Source organism: Mycobacterium syngnathidarum (assembly GCF_001942625.1).
GTDB classification, from domain to species: domain Bacteria; phylum Actinomycetota; class Actinomycetes; order Mycobacteriales; family Mycobacteriaceae; genus Mycobacterium; species Mycobacterium syngnathidarum.
This window is the reverse complement of record NZ_MLCL01000089.1, coordinates 245,812-264,040: the sequence shown is the minus strand read 5'-3', so window position 1 is coordinate 264,040 and position 18,229 is coordinate 245,812. Positions and strand designations below refer to the sequence as shown.

The window sequence follows — 18,229 nt, the reverse complement described above, 5'->3', positions numbered from 1 at the left end:
TGAGCACCAAAAATGCTGTGCTGGTAGACAATTGCGCAGAATAGCGGGCCCGGTAGTGATTCCGGGCGACGAGCGCTATCTGCGGCCAATGTACACGCTGGGCCGGCCTGCCACGGATGATTCTCAGATGAGGCTCGCGGTCAAACCGCCGTCGACGACGTACCCGGACCCGGTGCAGAACGACGACCGGTCACCGGCAAGGAACAGAGCCACTGCGGCAACATCTTTCACGTCGACATAGCCGCCCTGCGCCTGGGCGATCACGGCATCGAAGTCCACCCCGAGCGTCTCGGTGTAGGCCTGCTTGTTCCCGCTGACCAGAGCGGTCTCAGCGAAGCCCGGAAGGATGGAGTTCACCCGGATGCCATGCGGTCGCAGTTCCAGCGCAGCGGTTTTGGTCAAGTTGACCACCGCTGCCTTTGCCGCACCGTAGTGCCCGACCAGCGGTGTGCCACACAGGGCGGTGACCGAACCCATGGTGATGATCGAACCCGGCGCGCCGCCGGCCAGCATCGCCCGCGCGGCATGCTTGACGGTGAGGAACACGCCGTCGAGATTGACCGACATCATGGTCCGCCACGTTTCGAACGACATTTCGGTCAATGGTGACACCGTGGCGATCCCGGCGTTGGCCACCACAATGTCGACCTGCCCGTGGAGTTCGAGGGTGTGGTCGATCAGCTGGGACACGCTGTCCTCGCTGCGGACATCACACGCGTGCGCCGTAGCGTCCGGCAACTGTCCGGCTGCCTCGGTGGCGGCTGCACGGTCGATGTCGGAGACCATCACTTTGGCGCCGTGGGCGGCATACGTTCGCGCGATCTCGAGGCCGATGCCGCGGGCGGCGCCGGTGACGATCGCGACCTTGCCCGCCAAGGATCGGTCGGTCGCCTGGGCACGGTCGAGGGTATGGGTGTGCTGTGTCATGAATGTGCTCCTTTCAGAATAGGTTTGCGGTCAGGCCGCCGTCGACCAGGTAGTGGCCGCCGGTGATGAACTCGGCGTCCGAGGAGGCGAGGAAGGCCACCATCTCGGCGACGTCGACCGGTGCGCCGAAACGGCCCTGTTTGAGGGCGATGAGATCGTCGAACGGGATCGGTGAGATGGCCTCGATCGGGGCGGCCAGTCGGTCGGCCATCTCGGTGGCCACGATGCCCGGGCAGACCGCGTTGACGCGAATACCGGCGGTGCGCAGTTCGACGGCGGCCGATTCGGTGAACCGGACCACCGCACCCTTGGACGCACAATAGGCCGACAGCAGCGGGCCGCCCGCGGTGCCGGCCACCGAGGCAATGTTGACGATCGCCGCGCCACCGGCCTGGCCCAGAGCGGGCACGGCGGCCCTGGTGAACCGGAAGGTGCCGACGACGTTGATGTCGAGGATCCGGGTGAACTCCTCGTCGGTGATGTCGAGTACCGGTTTGGCGATCTCGATGCCGGCGTTGTTGACCAGCAGATCGAGCCCACCGAAGGCATCGACGGCAGCTGCGACGGCCGCGGTCACGTCGGCGGTCGAGCGGACGTCGCAGGCAATGCCGATACAGCCGTCGCCCAGCTCGGCGGCTGCGGACCGGGCTCCGTCGCCGTCGATGTCGGCGATGGCCACCCGCGCACCGCCGGCCACCAGGCGCTGGGCGATCGCGAGGCCGATGCCGCGTGCGGCACCGGAGACGATCGCGCGCCGATTCGTCAGGTCATTCATCGAGATACCTCCTGGTGGTGGGTCAGTTTGGTCAGTGCGGATCGCGCCGCGTGGTACCCGCACATGCCGTGGGCTCCGGGGCCCGGAGGCGTTGCAGCAGAACAGATGTAGTGGCCGGGAAGGCCGGTTGAATACGGTGACAAGGTGATTCGTGGCCCGAAGGTCAACTGCCGGATGTCTTTGGCGCCGGTCATGATGTCGCCGCCGGTGTAGTTGGCGTTGTAGTCGGCCATCGCCACCGTGGATCGCGTCGTGTGGTCGAGGATCCGATCGCGGAACCCCGGAGCGAACCGCTCTATTTGGGCGATGATCGCCTCGGTGGCGTTTCCGGTGTAACCGTTGGGCACGTGCGCATAGCTCCATACCGGGTGCACGTCGCCGACGGAGCGTTGCGGGTCGGCCAGATATTGCTGGCCGACCAGGACGAAAGGCCGATCCGGCAGCCGGCCGGCGTGGATGGCGCGTTCGGTGGAGACGACCTCTTCGAAGGATCCCCCCAGGTGTACGGTGCCGGCTCGGTGCGCATCCGGATTGCGCCACGGGACTCCGCCCTGGACGGCGAAATCGACTTTGAAGGCACCCGGTCCGCGCCGGAAATTGCGGTACGCACGGGATACCCGCCGCGGTAGGCGGTCTCCGAGAATCTGTGCGACGGCCTCGGGCGCGAGGTCGAACATCGTGATCTCCGAGGGTGGTAACTGGTTTGCCGCGCTGACCCGAACACCGGTCTCGATGCTGCCGCCGAGTCGGGTCAGCTCGGCAGCCATCGCGGTCGCGATCGCACCGGAGCCGCCGGCGGCGACCGCCCAGCCGTGCCGGTGGCCCGCGGTCAGGATGCCCAGTCCGATCGCGGAGGTCATCGGCAGGTGCAGCGGTCGGAACGCATGGGCGGCGACTCCGCCGAACAGTGCCTTGGCTGCCTCGGAGCGGAACACCCGCGCCAGGGCGGTCGCGGGCAACACCGTCGGAGCGCCGAACCGGGCCAGGGCCAGTGGGTGCCGCGGCATTCGCAGCAGCGGGCCCATGATGTCCTGCGAGAGTGCGTCGAAATCGGCTGCGGGACCGCTGAACAGGGTCCGCCACCGCGAGCCGTCGATGCCGAGTCCGGCGGCAGTGTCCTCGACCGAGCGGTGCAGCACGCCGGCCGTGCCGTCGTCGAGCGGATGCACGCAGTCGAGTTCCGGCCACCGCCACTGGATGCCGAGGTCGGCCAGCAGCGGTGAGCCGACGGCCATCGGGTGGATCGCCGAACAGTGGTCGTGCAGCAGGCCTGGCAACAGGGCTTCGCTGCTGCGGGTGCCCCCACCGATCTGGTCGGCGGCTTCGAGCACCGTGACCGTAATGCCCGCGCGGGCCAGGGTGAGGGCCGCGGCGAGCCCGTTGGGCCCGCTGCCGACCACTGTCGCGGTGCTCACGCCAGTGCCCCGTGCCGATCGTTGCGCGACCAGGTGACCTGCGTCGGGATCGGACCGTTGGGCAGCCAGGGCTGTTCGGCCACCGCGTCAGCGACGTTCCAGGTGCCGCGTTCGATCACGCCGAGGGCCGCATCGATCAGCTTGTAGTGCTGCACCTTGCTGCCCCAGGCTTGAGATTCCACCCAGGCCACGATCAGCTCGCCGGGCTCGAACTGAGCTTCGCGCTGGACTGCCTTGATCATGTTCTCGTCGTGCAGGTGCCCGTCGCCGAAGTTGAACCCGATCAGGGAATTGCAGGTGAACTCCGCCTCGCGCACGGTTCGGGAGTCGATGTCCGACAACGAGTTCAGCAGCACCGAGAACAGGCCCCGGCCCTGACTGTGCATCGTGCGCCAGGCGATCGGCTGGTTCATCGTGACCTCGGCCCACTCGGGCTCGTAGCCGAACGCGACGAACTGGTCCACCGTGTTGCGTGCCGACCGCGTGACCCGGTTCAGTTTGGCCTCGGCGCCCGGAGTGAAAGTCCAGGTGGCGCTGGCCCAGTTGCCCGCGTACTGACGCATGGACGGCAGGAAGGAGACCTTGTCCGGCCGGAAGTTACCCAGAATGGGGAAGAACGCCAGCGCCGCAACGATGGCTGCGGTCAACCATGGCGAGGACATGTCGGTCACTGCATAGCCGTCCCACGCGGGGAATCCGGCGAACACGAACACCGAGGCGTAGGCGAACAGGACATTCCACTCCAGCGGCACGGCCAGCGGGAAGGTCGACACGATGAACAGGTGGAAGCACACCATGAGGACGACGGCTGCCAGCGTGAGCGCCTTGTTCGTGGAGAAGAGCAGGGTCAGGGGGGCGAGGATCTCCACCGTGGTGCCCAGCACGTGGGCCATCACGTCGGCGACCCGGGACGGGCGCAAGTCGTGCGGAAAGTCGCGGTAATGCGCGCGTTTGACCCATTTGGACGGGATCAACGGACTGTTGCTCACCATCGGCGGGATGACGTTGGAGAAATGTTTGCCGAACTTCGAGATCCCGGCGCCGACCCAGACCACCACGATCAGCAGCTTCAGCGCGATGATCATGTCGACGAACGGCAATACGGTGAAGAAGAACAGCGCAGGCAGGTACTGCTCACCGCGGGCGCCGAGGAATATGGTCTTGTCCCGCAGGCCGATCGCCACCAGCAGCACCATGGGAGCGATCAGCAGCGCCGGGTTGACCAGACCGGAAGTGTTGTCCGGCAAAACCTTCGACAGCGACTCACTGGGAATCCCGGGGAGCACGAGCGCTACGGTCAACGTCGCCAACAGCCCCAGATAGATCGCGACGTCGCACCAGGTGCGCCGGTCGCCGGCGGTGAACGGAACCCGCTTGTACGGGCGCAGCCGGATCGTGCCCGGCCGAGCCCAGAACAAGATACCGCCGGTCATCGGCTTCACCTTGCCGGCCAGTGGCCCCCAGGATCCGGCCACACCGATGGCCTCCAGTAGTACCGTCCACAATATGGCCTTCTGATAAACGATCGGCTGGTTCCACCACTGTGAAACATGCCAGAAGGGAGGCAGGTCCGAGGTGACGGTGGCGACGATGACGCCGCCGAGCGCGTAGAAGAAGATAAGTTTGGCGATGTAGATGGTGTGCACCATCGTCGGTGAGCCGAAGCCGTGCTCGACCCAGTTGACCGACAAGATTCGCATCCGTTCCATCAACGGCTTGCCGAGGAACTCCTGGGGGTCGACCGCGGGTAGGTCGGGTTGTGTGAATCCCATTGTCAAATCTCCTGTTTCGGTGGGATAAGTCGGTCAGACCGGGTGGGTGGCGGTGGCGGTGCGCTTGCGCAGGGCCGGCTTGTCGATCTTGCCGACAGCGTTCTTGGGTAGCTCGTCGAGAATGGTGATCTCCACGGGGCGTTTGTATTTCGACAGTGCCGCGGCGAGGTGTTCACGCACCTGATCGGCCTCGATGATGCTGCCCGGCGTGGTGGTCACGAACATCACGGGCTGCTCGCCGTACAGGGGGTCGGGCCTGCCGACAACTGCTGCCTCGGCGATGCCGGTCAGGCGGTAGGCGACGGTTTCGATCTCTTTCGGGTAGATGTTCTCGCCGCCGCGGATGATCATGTCCTTGGCGCGGTCGACGAGAACCAGGTAGCCGTCTTCGTCGAGCCGTCCGATGTCGCCGGTGTGCAGCCAGCCGTCGACGACCGTCTTCGCGGTCTCGTCGGGACGGTTCAGATAGCCCCGCATGACGTTGGGTCCGGAGATCAGCACTTCACCCAACTCGCCCGTCGGCACCGCGTTGCCGTCGGCGCCGGCGATTCGGATGGTCTGTCCCGGTAGCGGCGGGCCGACGGTGCCGGGCTTGCGCTTGCCGTGCAACGGATTTCCGGTGCTCGCACATGACCCCTCGGACAGCCCATACCCCTCGATGATGGGTACGCCGTAGCGGCTCTCGAACATCTCGAGCAGTTCCGCGCTGGCCGGTGCCGCCCCGCACACGGCGAACCGCAGTGTGGAGGTATCGGGTTCCTGCTCGGCCGGCAGGTTGGCCAGCATCGTGTAGATGGTCGGCACTGCCGAGAAGTACGTCGCGCGGCTGCCTTTGACCCGATCGAAGAAGCTCTTCGGGTCGAAACGGCCGGCGATGGTGGTGCGCCCGCCCGCCAGCAGGGGCGAAAGCGTGCTCACCACAATGCCGTTGACGTGAAAGAGCGGAAGAATCAGCAGGCTGTGGTCGGCGGCGGTGAGGTCGAAGGCGTTGATGATCATCTGGCACATCGCATCGAGATTCGAGTGGTCGAGCATCACGCCCTTGGGGCGACCGGTGGTGCCGCTGGTGTAGATCAGCAGTGCCAGGGCGGAGGCATCGCACACTGGTTCGGGATCCTGTGCATCCGGTTCCGAGGTGAGATCTCCCGTCGTGACGACCACGGCAGTCGCGCCGAGATCGACTGGTTCGGCGACGAGGAGAACCTTGGCGGCGGCGTCGCTCACCTGATAGGCGGCCTCGTCGGGCGACAGTGATGGATTCAGGGGAGTCACCGCCGCACCGATGCGCCAGGCGGCGAACAGCGTGACCACCAGATCGACGGTGTTGGGCAGCATCACTGCGACCACATCGCCCGACCGGACACCGTGGCTGCGCAGTGTCGAGGCGGCGCGGCGCACGGCGTCGAGGAACTCGGCGTTGCTCAGGGACGCGTGGTCGTCGTCGAGGCACGGTGCCTCGGGTGCCGCTGCGGCGCGGCGGTCGGGCAGGGAGGGCAGGTGCACGTTCGGTTCCTGGGAGGTCGTTGGTGGTGTGCCACAACGGTAGGAAGTGGTGACCCGCCTCACACCGTGGTGACGTCACGAAGATCGCCCATCGACTTGTATCGAGAATCCAAAAGTGTGCGCGGTGGCCGATTCAGGTGTTTACCGTTCAGGTATGAGTGCTGGGCAGGGTGGATCGGAAGCCCCTACAGGCACGGTGGCCGACATCGTGGACCGGTTGGGCGAGCGCAGCGGCGAGATCATCGGCGCCATCCAGCAGCATCTGGCCACCGAGATCGGTGAGTTGCGCGGCGACCCCCAATTGCTCGAACTGTTGGGCGCCAGCGTGGCCGGCAATGTCGAAACCGTTCTGGACGCGGTGCGCTACTCCATCGACATCGAACGGGTCGAACCGCCGACCGCGGCTCTGGAGTACGCACGCCGCACCGCTCAGCACGGTGTCCCGGTTACCGCACTGGTTCGGGCTTACCGGTTGGGGCACCAGCAGATGCTGGACCACGTACTCACGGAGATCCGCCGTGCGGGACTCGAGCCCGGACGTGCACTGGTCGCCTTCGAGACCATCAGCGGTGTCACGTTCCGCTACATCGACTGGATTTCACAGCAGGTCATCGACGCCTATGAGGCCGAGCGTGAACGCTGGGTGGAGAACCGCAACAGTGTGCGCGCCGTTCGGGTGCGCGAGTTGCTCGAGATGGCGGAGGGCCAGCTTGGTCAGCTCGACATCGATGCGGCGAGCACAGCAGTTCGCTATCCATTGCGGCGCACGCACCTCGCGTTGATCCTGTGGACAGACAGTGATGACACATCCGGTGGGGAGTTGCTGCGGCTCGAGCGATTCGTACGCGAGCTCGCCGAAGCGATGGACCTGCCGGACGGAGCCTTGTTTGTCGCGGCAGACCGGGTCAGCGCGCACGGCTGGCTGGCGTTGCCCGCGGCGCAGGCCGACGCTGCGGTCGCCCGGGTTCGCCGATTCGTCGCCGACGGAGTCGATCCGCCGCGGTTGTCGGTCGGTAAACCCCTTGCGGGGCTGAGCGGATTCCGGCGATCGCATCGATTGGCGCGCATCGCCCAGCGGATCTCTGTTGCGGGTGACTCGGGCCGGCGATTCACCGCCGCCGATGAACCCGGTCTGGTGGCGACGGCGATGCTCGCAGAGGATCTGGGTCAAACCCGCGAGTGGGTGTGGGAAGCTTTGGGCGCGTTGGCCGGCAACACCGACAGCGACGCGCGCCTGCGCGACACCCTGCGGGTATTCCTGGGTGAGGGAGGCAGCTATAAGGCCGCGGCCGAGCGACTCAACTTGCACCACAACTCAGTTCGCTACCGTGTCGAACGAGCGATCGACCGACGTGGCCGTCCGATAGGCGAGGATCGCATCGACGTCGAACTCGCGCTGCTGGCCTGCCACCATTTCGGCGGCGCGGTCCTGGCCGGTCGGCAGATCGGGGTAGCCCAGTAATGGCCCAATAGGCTTTCGCCTCGCCTATTTCAGGTGATGCGGCGGACGGGTGAAGCTGGAGATCGCCAATGACGTTGACCGCCAGACATATTGGCGGTGGCGCAGATCTGAATACGCTGGTCGTCTTGGATAGCTGATTGGTCGATCCGGTGACTCCGGCCAGACAGAGAGTTATAGTCCGGGTTGGCTTCAACGGAGATTCGAGGTGCTCGTGTCCAATTGGCTGCGCACGCTACGTTTGTCGTTTGTCTGGTCGCTGGTGGTGGCGGTCGTGTTCGCCATGGCCGCCTGCGGCTCAGATGGTGAGTCGGGGGCGCCGTCAGGCGCGCCAGAAGGTTCCACCGCGTCGGAAACCGCGGGATTGCGGCAAAAGGCCAAGGATGCCTACATTTTCGCCTACCCGCTGGTCATGAACTATCGAACGATGTACAAGCAGGCAATTGAGGGCGACCACGCGTTCGGCAAGTGGCTGCATCTCGGGGTGTCGTCACCTGCCGACACCGACATTGTGACCCCCAATAACGATTCTCCGTATTCCTATGCCTGGGTGGACGTACGATCCGAGCCTTGGGTGCTGACGTTGCCGCCGATTGAGCCGGATCGGTACTACACCAGCCAGTGGGACGACCTGTGGGGTTTCGTGTTGGACAATCCCGGCTCGGTCAAGGACGGCAACAAGGGCATGTCGGTGCTGGTGGCCGGTCCGGATTACCAGGGCCAAGCGCCGCCGGGAATCTCACGGGTGATCAAAGGGGAAAGCGAATTGCTGGGCACCCTGACCCGCACACAGTTGATGGCCGCCGACAACGGGCTTGACCGGGTGAAGGAAATCCAGCAGCAGTACCAGCTGCAGCCACTCAGCGCCTTCCTCAAACAGCCCGCGCCGGCTGCCGCGCCTGCGCCGAACTGGCCGGTCTGGACCGAGGGCGACGAGGCTACCCCGAAATTCTGGGACTACGTATCCTTCCTGCTGCCGTTTACCAGCAATAATCCACAAGATCGTGCGATGTACGACGATCTGGCGGCCCTCGGTGTCAAACGCGACGAACCCTTCAAACAGGACGCGCAGTCGCAGGAGGTGCAGGATGCGCTCAAAGGTGGCATCGAGGACGCGCAGGCTGCACTCAAGGCACGCAGCCAACAGAAAGACGTGCATTCGGAGGACCTGTTCGGCGACCGGGCGAAGATGGGCACCGATTACTTCAATCGGGCACTGGGCGTCTACATGGGCATTTTCGGCAACGTGGCCGAGCAGGCCATGTACTTCACGCTTCCCTCGGATGCAGCCGGCGAGGCGCTGGACGGGAGCAAGGCCAGTTACTCGGTGACCTTCCCACCCGGTCAGATTCCACCGGTGAATTACTTCTGGTCTTTCACGATGTACAGCGTTCCGGATCGGCTTCTGGTGGCCAATCCGATCAATCGGTATTCGATCGGCAGCGGGACGCCGGGGCTCAAGCAGAACCCGGATGGTTCGTTGACGCTCTATTTCTCCGCACAGGATCCAGGAGTGGACAAATCGAGCAACTGGCTGCCCGCGCCGGCCGGCCCCTTCTGGGTGGTGCTGCGCACCTACGGTCCCAAACAGCCGATTCTCGATAAGTCGTGGCAGCCGCCGAAAGTCGAGAAGCAGGCCTGACCTGTAGTCCACGCACCGCATCCGACTGCGGTGGAGAGACGAAATCGGTTGTCCCGGGCGGACACTTGTCGCCTTACGTCAGGGCCTGTCGGGGCGAGCCGGGCATCCCGGGTGAATCGTGGAAGGCGCCGGCGGTGCGGGCAAGGTCGTTGGGTTCGTGCAGTCCGTCGCCGGCCGCCGGTGCAGGGTGACCCGTGCCCGCTCGTGTGGCAGCAGCAGCACCGTATGTGATGTCTGGATTTCATCGGATGCCGATGTTGGTGCAAACGTCATCTCCCGCAATATGGTTCGGAGTAGAACGCGAGCTTCGAATTGCGCCATTTGTCCGCCGAGGCAACGATTGATCCCGCCGCCGAACGGCAGCCAATGCGATGGATCGGGAGTGGTGCCCACGAAGCGTTCGGGCCTGAACTCGTCGGGCTCGTCGTACAGATCGCCGCGACGGTGTATCCCGTTGATGTACAGGAACACCATGGTTCCGCGGGGCAGGAACACATCGTTGACGACGACGTCGCGCTGTACCAACCGGACCGTGAACGGCACGGTGGGGCGCAAACGCAGCGTCTCGGTAATGACGGCGTCGAGGTAGGAGTCGTCACCGGCGGCTTGTGTTTCTTCGAGGCGTTGCAACACTTCGGGATGTCGCACGAGCCGCTCTGCCACCCAGGACAGCGTCGCCGCCGTCGTGTCGTAGCCGGCGACCAGTAGCAGACGTTGGAAGCCGGCGATCATCTCGTCGTCCAGGAGTCCCTCGTCGTCGGACTGCTGAATCTTGAGGAAGATGGACAGGCAGTCACGCCGATCGGCCTCTTCTTGGGTTGAACGCCGGTATGCGATCTCGTCGTAGGTCACCTGGTCGAGGTCGCGGAGTATCCGCTGGAGTGCCGGGTAGGGGAGCCAGCGCCCGCCTGAGGCCATCGATGCGGCATACCGCATGGCGAGGCCCCGGGACGCAACGCACGCGTCGAGCTTCTCCAGCTGATCGGCAAGCCGGGCGCGACGTGCGGGTTCGGTGACCCCGAAAACGACAGACAGGATCACTTCTCGCGCCAATGTTCGCATGTAACTGTGGAATTGGATTGGCCGGCCGGTAGGGATATCGCGCAGTAGATCCCGAGCCACCTCCTCCATGACCGGCTCGTACCCCTGTAGTGCCTTGCCCATGAACGCGGGTGCGATCTTTCGCCGCACCACGGTGTGGTCATCGCTGGCCCACCACTGCATGATGCGGTTGCCGAACAGCAGTTCGTGCGGCGCCAGCCGACGCAATCCGGCGCCGAAGGACATCGCCCGGGTCTTCTCCTGGAACACCGCTCGTACGTCGTCCGGCGACGTGGTCCAGAACATCTTCGGCAGCAGCGGTACATCCATGACAAACCTGTCACCGAGCTCCCGGAACTGCTGCCGGGCCGCCTCGGGTGATCGCCACAAGGTGAGCCAGCCGCCGAGGGAATGCGGGCGCGGACGTGGCAGGTCGTCGAGTGTTGTCACCGGCCCGGTCATGGTTGTGAGGGTGCTCATCGGTTCTCCCAAGAAGGTTGTCAGCGTTGACCGTCAATCAATAGTACGAAGGCGTACTTTTGTTATGCAATAGGCATGTCCGGTGGCGTAAAGTCCCTGGGGGTGAGTAGCTTGTCGGGTTCGGTCCCCAAGTCCGCCCCTGGGCTACCCCGCGGGCGGGCCAGCCTCGATCCTTCGGATGTGACCGCCCACCAGCGCGCCCGCTTGTTGCGCGCTGTCGTATCGGCAGTGGCCGACAAGGGCTTTCAGCAGACCACCATCGCTGACATCGTCGAACGGGCGAGGGTGTCGCGTGCTGTCATGTACCGCGAGTTCGACAGCAAGCTCGACTGTTTCTTGGTGGCGATCGACGCGGGCCGCACCTTGCTCATGGAACGTCTCGAGCAAGCGGTGCGAGAGGCGGGCGGCGGCCCGTTGGAATCCGTGGCCCGCGCAATCAGTCACACGTACCTGCAGACGTGCGTGCACGAGCCGGACCATACGCGTGCCTGGGTGCTGGAACTCGGCACGGCAGGCCCGGAGGGCATCGCAATGCGAACCGACTACCTGGATGCACTGGCCGCATTGATGCGGAATATCGACGCGGAGCACGGCGCGGGCACCACGCGCCCGCCGGGGCACTATGTCGCTTTGGTGGGCGGGATCACCGAACTGGTTGCACGGAAGGTTCATTCGGGCGAACAGGGCCGGCTCCTCGATATCGAAGACACCCTCGTCGCTGTCATCGTGACGATGTTGCGCTGAGGCCGCTGCGCTCATCGCACGACCATTGGATGAATTGATCGTCAATCGCATGTCGGCGGGGCTCGGACATGTGTCGGAGGCGTCGGCGTCCGCGATCGCATTGAAACGGTAGGTCGAGCACCAGACTCATCTCGAATCTTGTTGAGCCGGGGGGCTCTTCATCGCATTACTTTGCCGGAATCACCTATAACGGGTGAGTTGTCAACGCCAGGTGGACGTGGTGCGGTGCGGGCAATTCCGTTGACGGGAAAATCGCAGTGTGGGATGAGCACCGGGCTATGGTCGAAATCGATCGCTCTGCGAGATCCGAACAGAACCGGAAAGGCACTGTTGAAGACATGGATATGCAACTGACGCGCCGCGGGGTGTTCCGCACCGCAGGACTGGCAGCCGCAACAGCCGGGGTCGCCACCGCGATGGCCGCGTGCTCGACCGACAAGGAATCGACCGGCAATGATTCGACGCCGACTGACCAACCTGCATCAGTTGCACCCAACGCGCCTGCCGCTGCCGCGGACCTCACCCAACCAGCTACCGGTGTCGGGATGTTCCCCGGCTATGCCCAGACGATCGCGCAATTCGCTTACGTCTGGGGCTGGCCGATGGTCAACATGCTCAACCGGCGCACCCAGATCACCCAGGCTCCGCACCCAGGACTGCTCAACGGCGTCCTGCCGGTCGCCCCACAGGGCCGGCTCGGGATGTTGTCCAACTACATCGACCCAGCCGAGACGTTCGTAACCTGCCCCAACCAGGATGTGGTGTACGGGCTGGCGTACTTCTCGCTCGACGACCAGCCGGTGATCGCCCAAGTGCCTGATTTCGGTGACCGATTCTGGGTGTATGCGATGTACGACGCACGTACCGATCAGTTCAGTGAGGTCGGCAAACCCTATGCGACCAAACCTGGCTTCTATCTCCTGGCCGGTCCCAACTGGAAGGGTGACACCCCCGATGGTGTGCAGGCGGTGATCAGAAGCTCCACGTCACTGGCCAATGTGGTGCCACGCGTTTTCATGGACGACACTCCCGAGGACCACGCCGCCATCCAGTCGGTGATCAACCAGATCGATTTCTATCCGCTCAGCGAATTCGACGGCAAGATGAAGACCACCGAGTGGGCCAAGTTGCCTCCCATCCCGGGACCGCCGTCCGACGCGGCGGCGGGTGAGACGAAATGGGTTGTGCCCGAGAAGTTTTTCGACGAGTTCGGCACGATTCTGGACCAGGTTGATCCGCTTCCCGGCGAGGAAGCCCTCTACGCCCAGTTCCGAGCGCTGCTGGACTCGGCGAACCAGAATCCCGACATCAAAAGGGTGCTCGTCGACACCGCGGTGGCCGCCGAACGTGACGTTATCGGGCCGTTCTTCCAGTGGGCCCACAACGGCCGGCCGGCCGGCAACGGTTGGAACCGCTCGACCAACAACGCCCAGTTCGGCATCGACTACTTCGACCGCACCGGTACCGCGAGATCGAACATGTTCGACAACCGGCCCACCGAGACCCAGTACTTCTACACCGACAACGACGCCACCGGCGCACCCATGGTCGGCGAGAAGTCGTACAAGGTGACGTTCCCGGCCGGGCAGGAGCCGCCCGTCAAGGGCTTCTGGTCGCTGACGTTGTACAACGACAAGCACCTGTTCCACCCCAACGACCTCAAACGGTATTCGCTCGGTACCAAGAACAAGAACCTCAAGCGCAACTCCGACGGGTCGTTGACGCTGTATGCCGGTGCGAAATCGCCCGGGCCGGACAACGAGTCGAACTGGCTGCCTGCACCGGCCGGACCGTTCTCGCTCTACATCCGCGCCTATTGGGGCGAGCCCGGCATCACGGAGGGGACTTGGAAACCTCCGGCTATTGAGGTGATCTGAGTAGCGGGGCTTTAGAGATCAGCGGTCGATCGCCCGGACTGAATGTGAATAGACAATTCCCTCACCCAAAAAGGGTGAGGGAATGTCATCTTGTCGCCTTTTGATGGCCGCGATAATTGTGGCCAATCCGAAGGCCGAGATATCTGATTCGTACTACGGTCAAACGCGTTCGCACATTTTTCCCAGCACAGCCCGCTAGGCGAAGGTGAACATGACCGATAAAGGTATGCATTACGACGTGATCGTCATCGGTTCCGGATTCGGTGGGAGTGTCGCCGCAATGCGGGCCGCGGAGAAGGGTTACCGCGTCGCGGTGATGGAGTCCGGCAAACGTTGGCCCGATGACCAGATACCCAAGACCAGCTGGAATGTCCGGAAGTTCCTGTGGCAGCCAGAGTTCGAGATGTTCGGTGTGCAGCGCATCGAGCTGCTCGATGACGTGCTGATCCTCTCGGGAGCCGGGGTCGGCGGCGGGTCCCACGTGTACGCGAACACGCTGTATGTGCCACCGCGGCGCTTCTTCGATGCGCGGGAGTGGGCCGGAATCACCGACTGGGCTGACGAACTGGCGCCCTACATCGATCAGGCCCGGCGAATGCTTGGCGTGGTCCGGGTGCCGTACCTGCCCACCGATGTTGATCGGCACATGCAGAAGGTTGCCAACGACATGGGGATCGGGCATACCTTCAACCGGGCGCCGGTCGGCGTGTACTTCGGCACCCCCGACGAAGAAGCCGACGACCCCTACTTCGGCGGTGTCGGTCCCCGGCGGCGTGGCTGCGTCAATTGCGGCGATTGCATGATCGGCTGCGGACGCAACGCCAAGAACAAGTTGACCGTCAACTACCTGTACCTGGCCGAGAAGCTCGGCGCCGTCGTCCACGAACTGCACGAGGTCTACGAGATCGACAAGCTGGACGGCGGAGGGTTCGAGGTGCTCACCCGCCATCCTGGATGGGCGCATCGAGCGGCGCGGGCGCAGCGCCGCCGTTACACCGCCGACCAGGTGATCGTCTCAGCACACGCGTACGGGACGGCCAAACTGCTGCTGCACATGCAGCACGACGGCAAGCTGCGCGGGATGTCCAGTCACCTCGGCCAACGCGCTCGCACCAACTCCGAGCAGCTGCTCAGCGTGGTGCGGCCGCACAGCGAGTGGAAGCAAGATCCGGAGAAGATCCACATCACTCCCGGCGCCGTGTCGATCACCTCCGGTGTCTGGCCAGATGAGATGACCAGCATCGAGCCGGTCTATTACGGGGTCGACAGCAACCTCATGGCGTTCATGTTCAGCCTGCACCAGACCGGAGATCAGGCACATCCGGTCCGAAACTGGTTGAAAGAGGTGGTCAGCAACCCGCGCAACGTCTTCGGGGGCAACGATCCCCGGAGCTGGTCGGAGCGGATGGCGGTGCTGCTGTGTATGCAGGCCGACGACACGTCGCTCAATCTGTACTGGAAGAACGGCATGTTGCGCAGCCGCAAGGGCAGCGAGAAGTCGCCGCCGGTGCACATCCCGATCGTCGAGGAGTATGCCGGGAAGCTCGCGAAACAGATGGGCTGCGACCAGTACGCGTTGATGTTCGAATCGCTCAACCGCACCGCGTCTGCTCATTTCATCGGTGGCATGCCGATCGGCGATACCCCAGAGCAAGGTGCGGTCGACCCGTATCAACGAGTTTTCGGTCAGCCTGGACTGCACATCCTCGATGGCAGCGTGATGCCGTCCAACCCCGGCGTCAACCCGTCGCTGACCATCACCGCGATGGCCGAACGGGCAATGTCGTTCTGGCCCAACAAGGGTGACGAAGATCTACGCCCGCCGTTGGGTTCCGGCTACGAGCGGCTCAAGCCGACGATGCCGCACCGTCCGTTGGTTCCGGCCGGCGCGCCCGGCGAACTCCGCCTCGACGCCCGCCAGCAGGACGTCATCCCCGACTATCCCTACTGAGTGCCGAGAACCTGCGAGGTCACCATGACGACACCGAATACGTCGATACCGAGGCGCCTCGGCGCCGCGGACCAGCTGCCCGAAGGCTCCGTCAACCCCTACTACCTCGAAGACCGCAAGTGGCGGGTATCAGTCGCGCGGGTCGACGGGAAGCTCTACGCATTCGACGACCTGTGCACCCATGAGGCCTGTCCGCTATCGGCGGGAATGCTGACCGGCACCACGATTCTGTGCCAGTGCCACGGGTGCCGCTATGACATCACCACCGGAGCTGTGCTCAAGGGGCCGGCGGCGCGGCCCCTTGCCACCTACCACGTCGCCGAGGCGGATGGTGTGATCAGCATTTCCGATTGAGCCGTGGCGACTTTCGTGTGATCACCGGTCACGGCAATCCGACACCCATTTGGTTGCTGTGTAATTCGGTCTGCGGTCAATGCGACGGCAGTGATGGCGGCATGTCCGCAAATTGGTTCGCCCACGGTGATTTGCGCCCGAATTCGGCGGGCCGGCGGCATAATTGGCCCGCATGGATGCCAATTCGAAGTCATATCAAGCCGATAAGCCTGACGAATTGCGTGCGCAGCTCCCACGGCGCAGGATGTTGGGCGGCCTGGCCGTAGCGGGTGTCGCGACCACGCTGATCGCCGCGTGTAACGACGAGTCCAGCGGCGGATCGTCCGGCGGCAGCGGCGGTTTGAAGACCGACAACAGCGTCAAGGGAGCCAGTGAGGCAACCAAGGAGGCCAACAAGAAGGTGTTGGACTCGTTGCCCTTCAATGAAAAGGGCGACTTTGAGAATGCCAAGCGCGGTCTGCTCGAACGGCCGGACACCCTGACCATCAAGAACGACAAGGGCGACGTCGTCTGGGACATGGAGCAGTACAAGACCTACATCGGTGACGACAAGTCTGCGCCCGACACGGTCAACCCCAGCTTGTGGCGTAATGCGCAGCTGAACATGCAGTACGGCTTGTTCGAGGTGGTGCCCGACCGCATATATCAGGTCCGTGGCTACGACCTGTCGAATCTCACCCTGGTCCGAGGCGACACGGGTTGGATCATCGTCGACACCCTGGTCTCGGCCGAGACGGCCAAGGCGGCCTTGGATCTGGCGAATCAGAAGCTCGGTGCGCGGCCGGTCCTGGCGGTGATCCACAGCCATTCGCACGTCGACCATTACGGCGGGGTGCGCGGCATCGTGAATCAGGCCGACGTGGACTCGGGCAAGGTTAAGATCATCGCCCCGGTCAACTTCGTCGAAGACGTGGTCAGCGAGAACGTGATCGCCGGCAACGCGATGAGCCGCCGTTCGATCTACATGTTCGGTGCCCTGCTCCCACGCAACGCCGAAGGCGGCGTGAATGCCGGTCTCGGACAGACCAACTCGACCGGGACCGCCGGCATGATCGTTCCGACCGACATCATCTCCCAGACCGGGCAGAAGATGACGATCGACGGCGTGGACATGGAGTTCCAGTACACGCCCGGGACCGAGGCGCCCACGGAAATGAATACGTTTTTCCCGCAGTTCAAGGCCATGTGGATGGCCGAGAACACCACCAACACCATGCACAATCTTTTGACGTTGCGTGGTGCGCAGGTGCGCGATGCACGGATCTGGGCGAAGTTCATCGATGAGACGATTCGTCGCTACGGCCCGAACACGGAGGTGAAGTTCCAGAGCCACCACTGGCCGTTGTGGGGCAACGCCAACATCATCGACTACTGGAAAAAGCAACGTGATCTGTACAAGTACATCCACGACCAGTCGGTGCGGATGCTGAACAACGGTCTGGTGGGCTCTGAGATCGCGGAGGAGATCGCGCTTCCGCCGGAACTGAGCAACTTCTGGCCCGACCGCGGCTACTACGGCACGCTCAAGCACAATTCGCGGGCGGTGTATCAGCGCTACATGGGGTGGTACGACGGGAACCCGTCCGATCTCGACGACCTGCCACCGGAGCCGGCGGCCAAGAAGTACGTCGAATATATGGGTGGTGAAGGCGCCGTTCTGGACAAGGCCAAGAAGGACTTCGACAACGGGGACTACCGCTGGGCGGCAATGGTGCTCAAGCACGTGGTGTTCGCCAACCCGAACAACACCGATGCCAAGAACCTGCTCGCAGACTCGTACGAACAGATGGGGTATCAGGCGGAGTCGGGCCCGTGGCGCTCGGTATATCTGCAGGGCGCCTACGAACTGCGCAACGGCGTGCCCGACTCAGGCGGGATGGAGACCGCGAGTCCCGACACCGTCAAGGCGATGCCCCCGGACATGTTGTTCGACTATCTGGCGGTGCGGTTGAACGGGCAAAAGGCCGCAGGCAAGAACCTGACGATGAATGTGAAGTTCAAAGACATCAACAAGGAATACGGCCTCACCGTCGAGAACGGTGTGCTCAACTATGCGGCCGATGCCCCGGTGCCCAACGCGAATGCGACCGTCACCCTCGACAAGGCCACGCTCGACGACATTCAGCTCGGCAACGTGAAGCTGGAGGACGCGGTCTCGCAGAACAAGGTGACCATCGATGGAAACCGTGGGTCGTTCGACGAGTTCATGGGCCTGCTCGACACCTTCCCGTTCTGGTTCAACATCGTCACCCCTTAGCTGCGACAATGGTGTGCTGTCCCGGTTTGCCG

13 protein-coding genes are annotated in these 18,229 nt (G+C 63.9%); 7 read left to right on the top strand and 6 right to left on the bottom strand.

Annotated elements, in window-relative coordinates:
* Positions 1 to 123: 123 nt before the first annotated feature.
* The 5 genes from BKG60_RS27195 to BKG60_RS27175 are packed head-to-tail and all read right to left on the bottom strand — an operon-like array spanning position 124 to position 6,392.
* Positions 124 to 927 carry an SDR family NAD(P)-dependent oxidoreductase gene (locus tag BKG60_RS27195; protein ID WP_075910221.1) on the bottom strand — a complete coding sequence of 268 codons (804 nt, stop codon included), beginning with the start codon at positions 925 to 927 and terminating at the stop codon, positions 124 to 126.
* Between the two features lie 13 nt (positions 928 to 940).
* On the bottom strand, positions 941 to 1,702 hold the full coding sequence (locus tag BKG60_RS27190) for an SDR family NAD(P)-dependent oxidoreductase (protein WP_075910220.1): 762 nt from the start codon (positions 1,700 to 1,702) through the stop codon (positions 941 to 943).
* A complete protein-coding gene (locus BKG60_RS27185) occupies positions 1,699 to 3,117 on the bottom strand; it encodes a phytoene desaturase family protein (protein ID WP_075910219.1) in 1,419 nt (472 codons plus the stop codon). The genes BKG60_RS27190 and BKG60_RS27185 overlap by 4 nt, the downstream gene beginning before the upstream one ends.
* Entirely contained in the window at positions 3,114 to 4,889 is a 1,776-nt protein-coding gene (locus tag BKG60_RS27180; RefSeq protein WP_070944292.1) for a DUF3556 domain-containing protein, read from the bottom strand. Before BKG60_RS27180 ends, BKG60_RS27185 begins: the two co-directional genes overlap by 4 nt.
* A 33-nt stretch (positions 4,890 to 4,922) precedes the next feature.
* On the bottom strand, positions 4,923 to 6,392 hold the full coding sequence (locus BKG60_RS27175) for a class I adenylate-forming enzyme family protein (RefSeq protein ID WP_070944291.1): 1,470 nt from the start codon (positions 6,390 to 6,392) through the stop codon (positions 4,923 to 4,925).
* A 154-nt stretch (positions 6,393 to 6,546) separates the two neighbouring features.
* Between BKG60_RS27175 and BKG60_RS27170 the strand changes: the two genes are divergently transcribed.
* Both BKG60_RS27170 and BKG60_RS27165 read left to right on the top strand, forming a co-directional pair.
* Positions 6,547 to 7,854: a PucR family transcriptional regulator gene (locus BKG60_RS27170; protein WP_070944290.1), complete on the top strand. Its 1,308-nt coding sequence runs from the start codon at positions 6,547 to 6,549 to the stop codon at positions 7,852 to 7,854.
* Positions 7,855 to 8,065: 211 nt separating this feature from the next.
* Positions 8,066 to 9,493 carry a DUF1254 domain-containing protein gene (locus BKG60_RS27165; protein ID WP_239251651.1) on the top strand — a complete coding sequence of 476 codons (1,428 nt, stop codon included), beginning with the start codon at positions 8,066 to 8,068 and terminating at the stop codon, positions 9,491 to 9,493.
* 78 nt (positions 9,494 to 9,571) lie between these two features.
* Here the strand turns inward: BKG60_RS27165 and BKG60_RS27160 are convergent, their stop codons facing one another.
* Positions 9,572 to 11,014, bottom strand: a complete 1,443-nt coding sequence (locus tag BKG60_RS27160) for a cytochrome P450 (RefSeq protein WP_070944289.1) — start codon at positions 11,012 to 11,014, stop codon at positions 9,572 to 9,574.
* 75 nt (positions 11,015 to 11,089) lie between these two features.
* Here BKG60_RS27160 and BKG60_RS27155 point away from each other — a divergent pair, with 75 nt between their 5' ends.
* The 5 genes from BKG60_RS27155 to BKG60_RS27135 all read left to right on the top strand — a co-directional run bounded on the left by BKG60_RS27155 (position 11,090) and on the right by BKG60_RS27135 (position 18,197).
* Positions 11,090 to 11,758 (top strand): TetR family transcriptional regulator, encoded by a 669-nt coding sequence (locus tag BKG60_RS27155; RefSeq protein ID WP_083339211.1) that lies wholly within the window; start codon positions 11,090 to 11,092, stop codon positions 11,756 to 11,758.
* Between the two features lie 338 nt (positions 11,759 to 12,096).
* Entirely contained in the window at positions 12,097 to 13,635 is a 1,539-nt protein-coding gene (locus BKG60_RS27150) for a DUF1254 domain-containing protein (protein WP_239251649.1), read from the top strand.
* 211 nt (positions 13,636 to 13,846) lie between these two features.
* Positions 13,847 to 15,586: a GMC oxidoreductase gene (locus BKG60_RS27145; protein WP_070944369.1), complete on the top strand. Its 1,740-nt coding sequence runs from the start codon at positions 13,847 to 13,849 to the stop codon at positions 15,584 to 15,586.
* Between the two features lie 24 nt (positions 15,587 to 15,610).
* Complete coding sequence (locus tag BKG60_RS27140; RefSeq protein ID WP_083339210.1) at positions 15,611 to 15,940, top strand: Rieske (2Fe-2S) protein; 330 nt, start codon at positions 15,611 to 15,613, stop codon at positions 15,938 to 15,940.
* Between the two features lie 172 nt (positions 15,941 to 16,112).
* Complete coding sequence (locus tag BKG60_RS27135; RefSeq protein WP_239251647.1) at positions 16,113 to 18,197, top strand: alkyl/aryl-sulfatase; 2,085 nt, start codon at positions 16,113 to 16,115, stop codon at positions 18,195 to 18,197.
* The last annotated feature ends 32 nt before the right edge of the window (positions 18,198 to 18,229 follow it).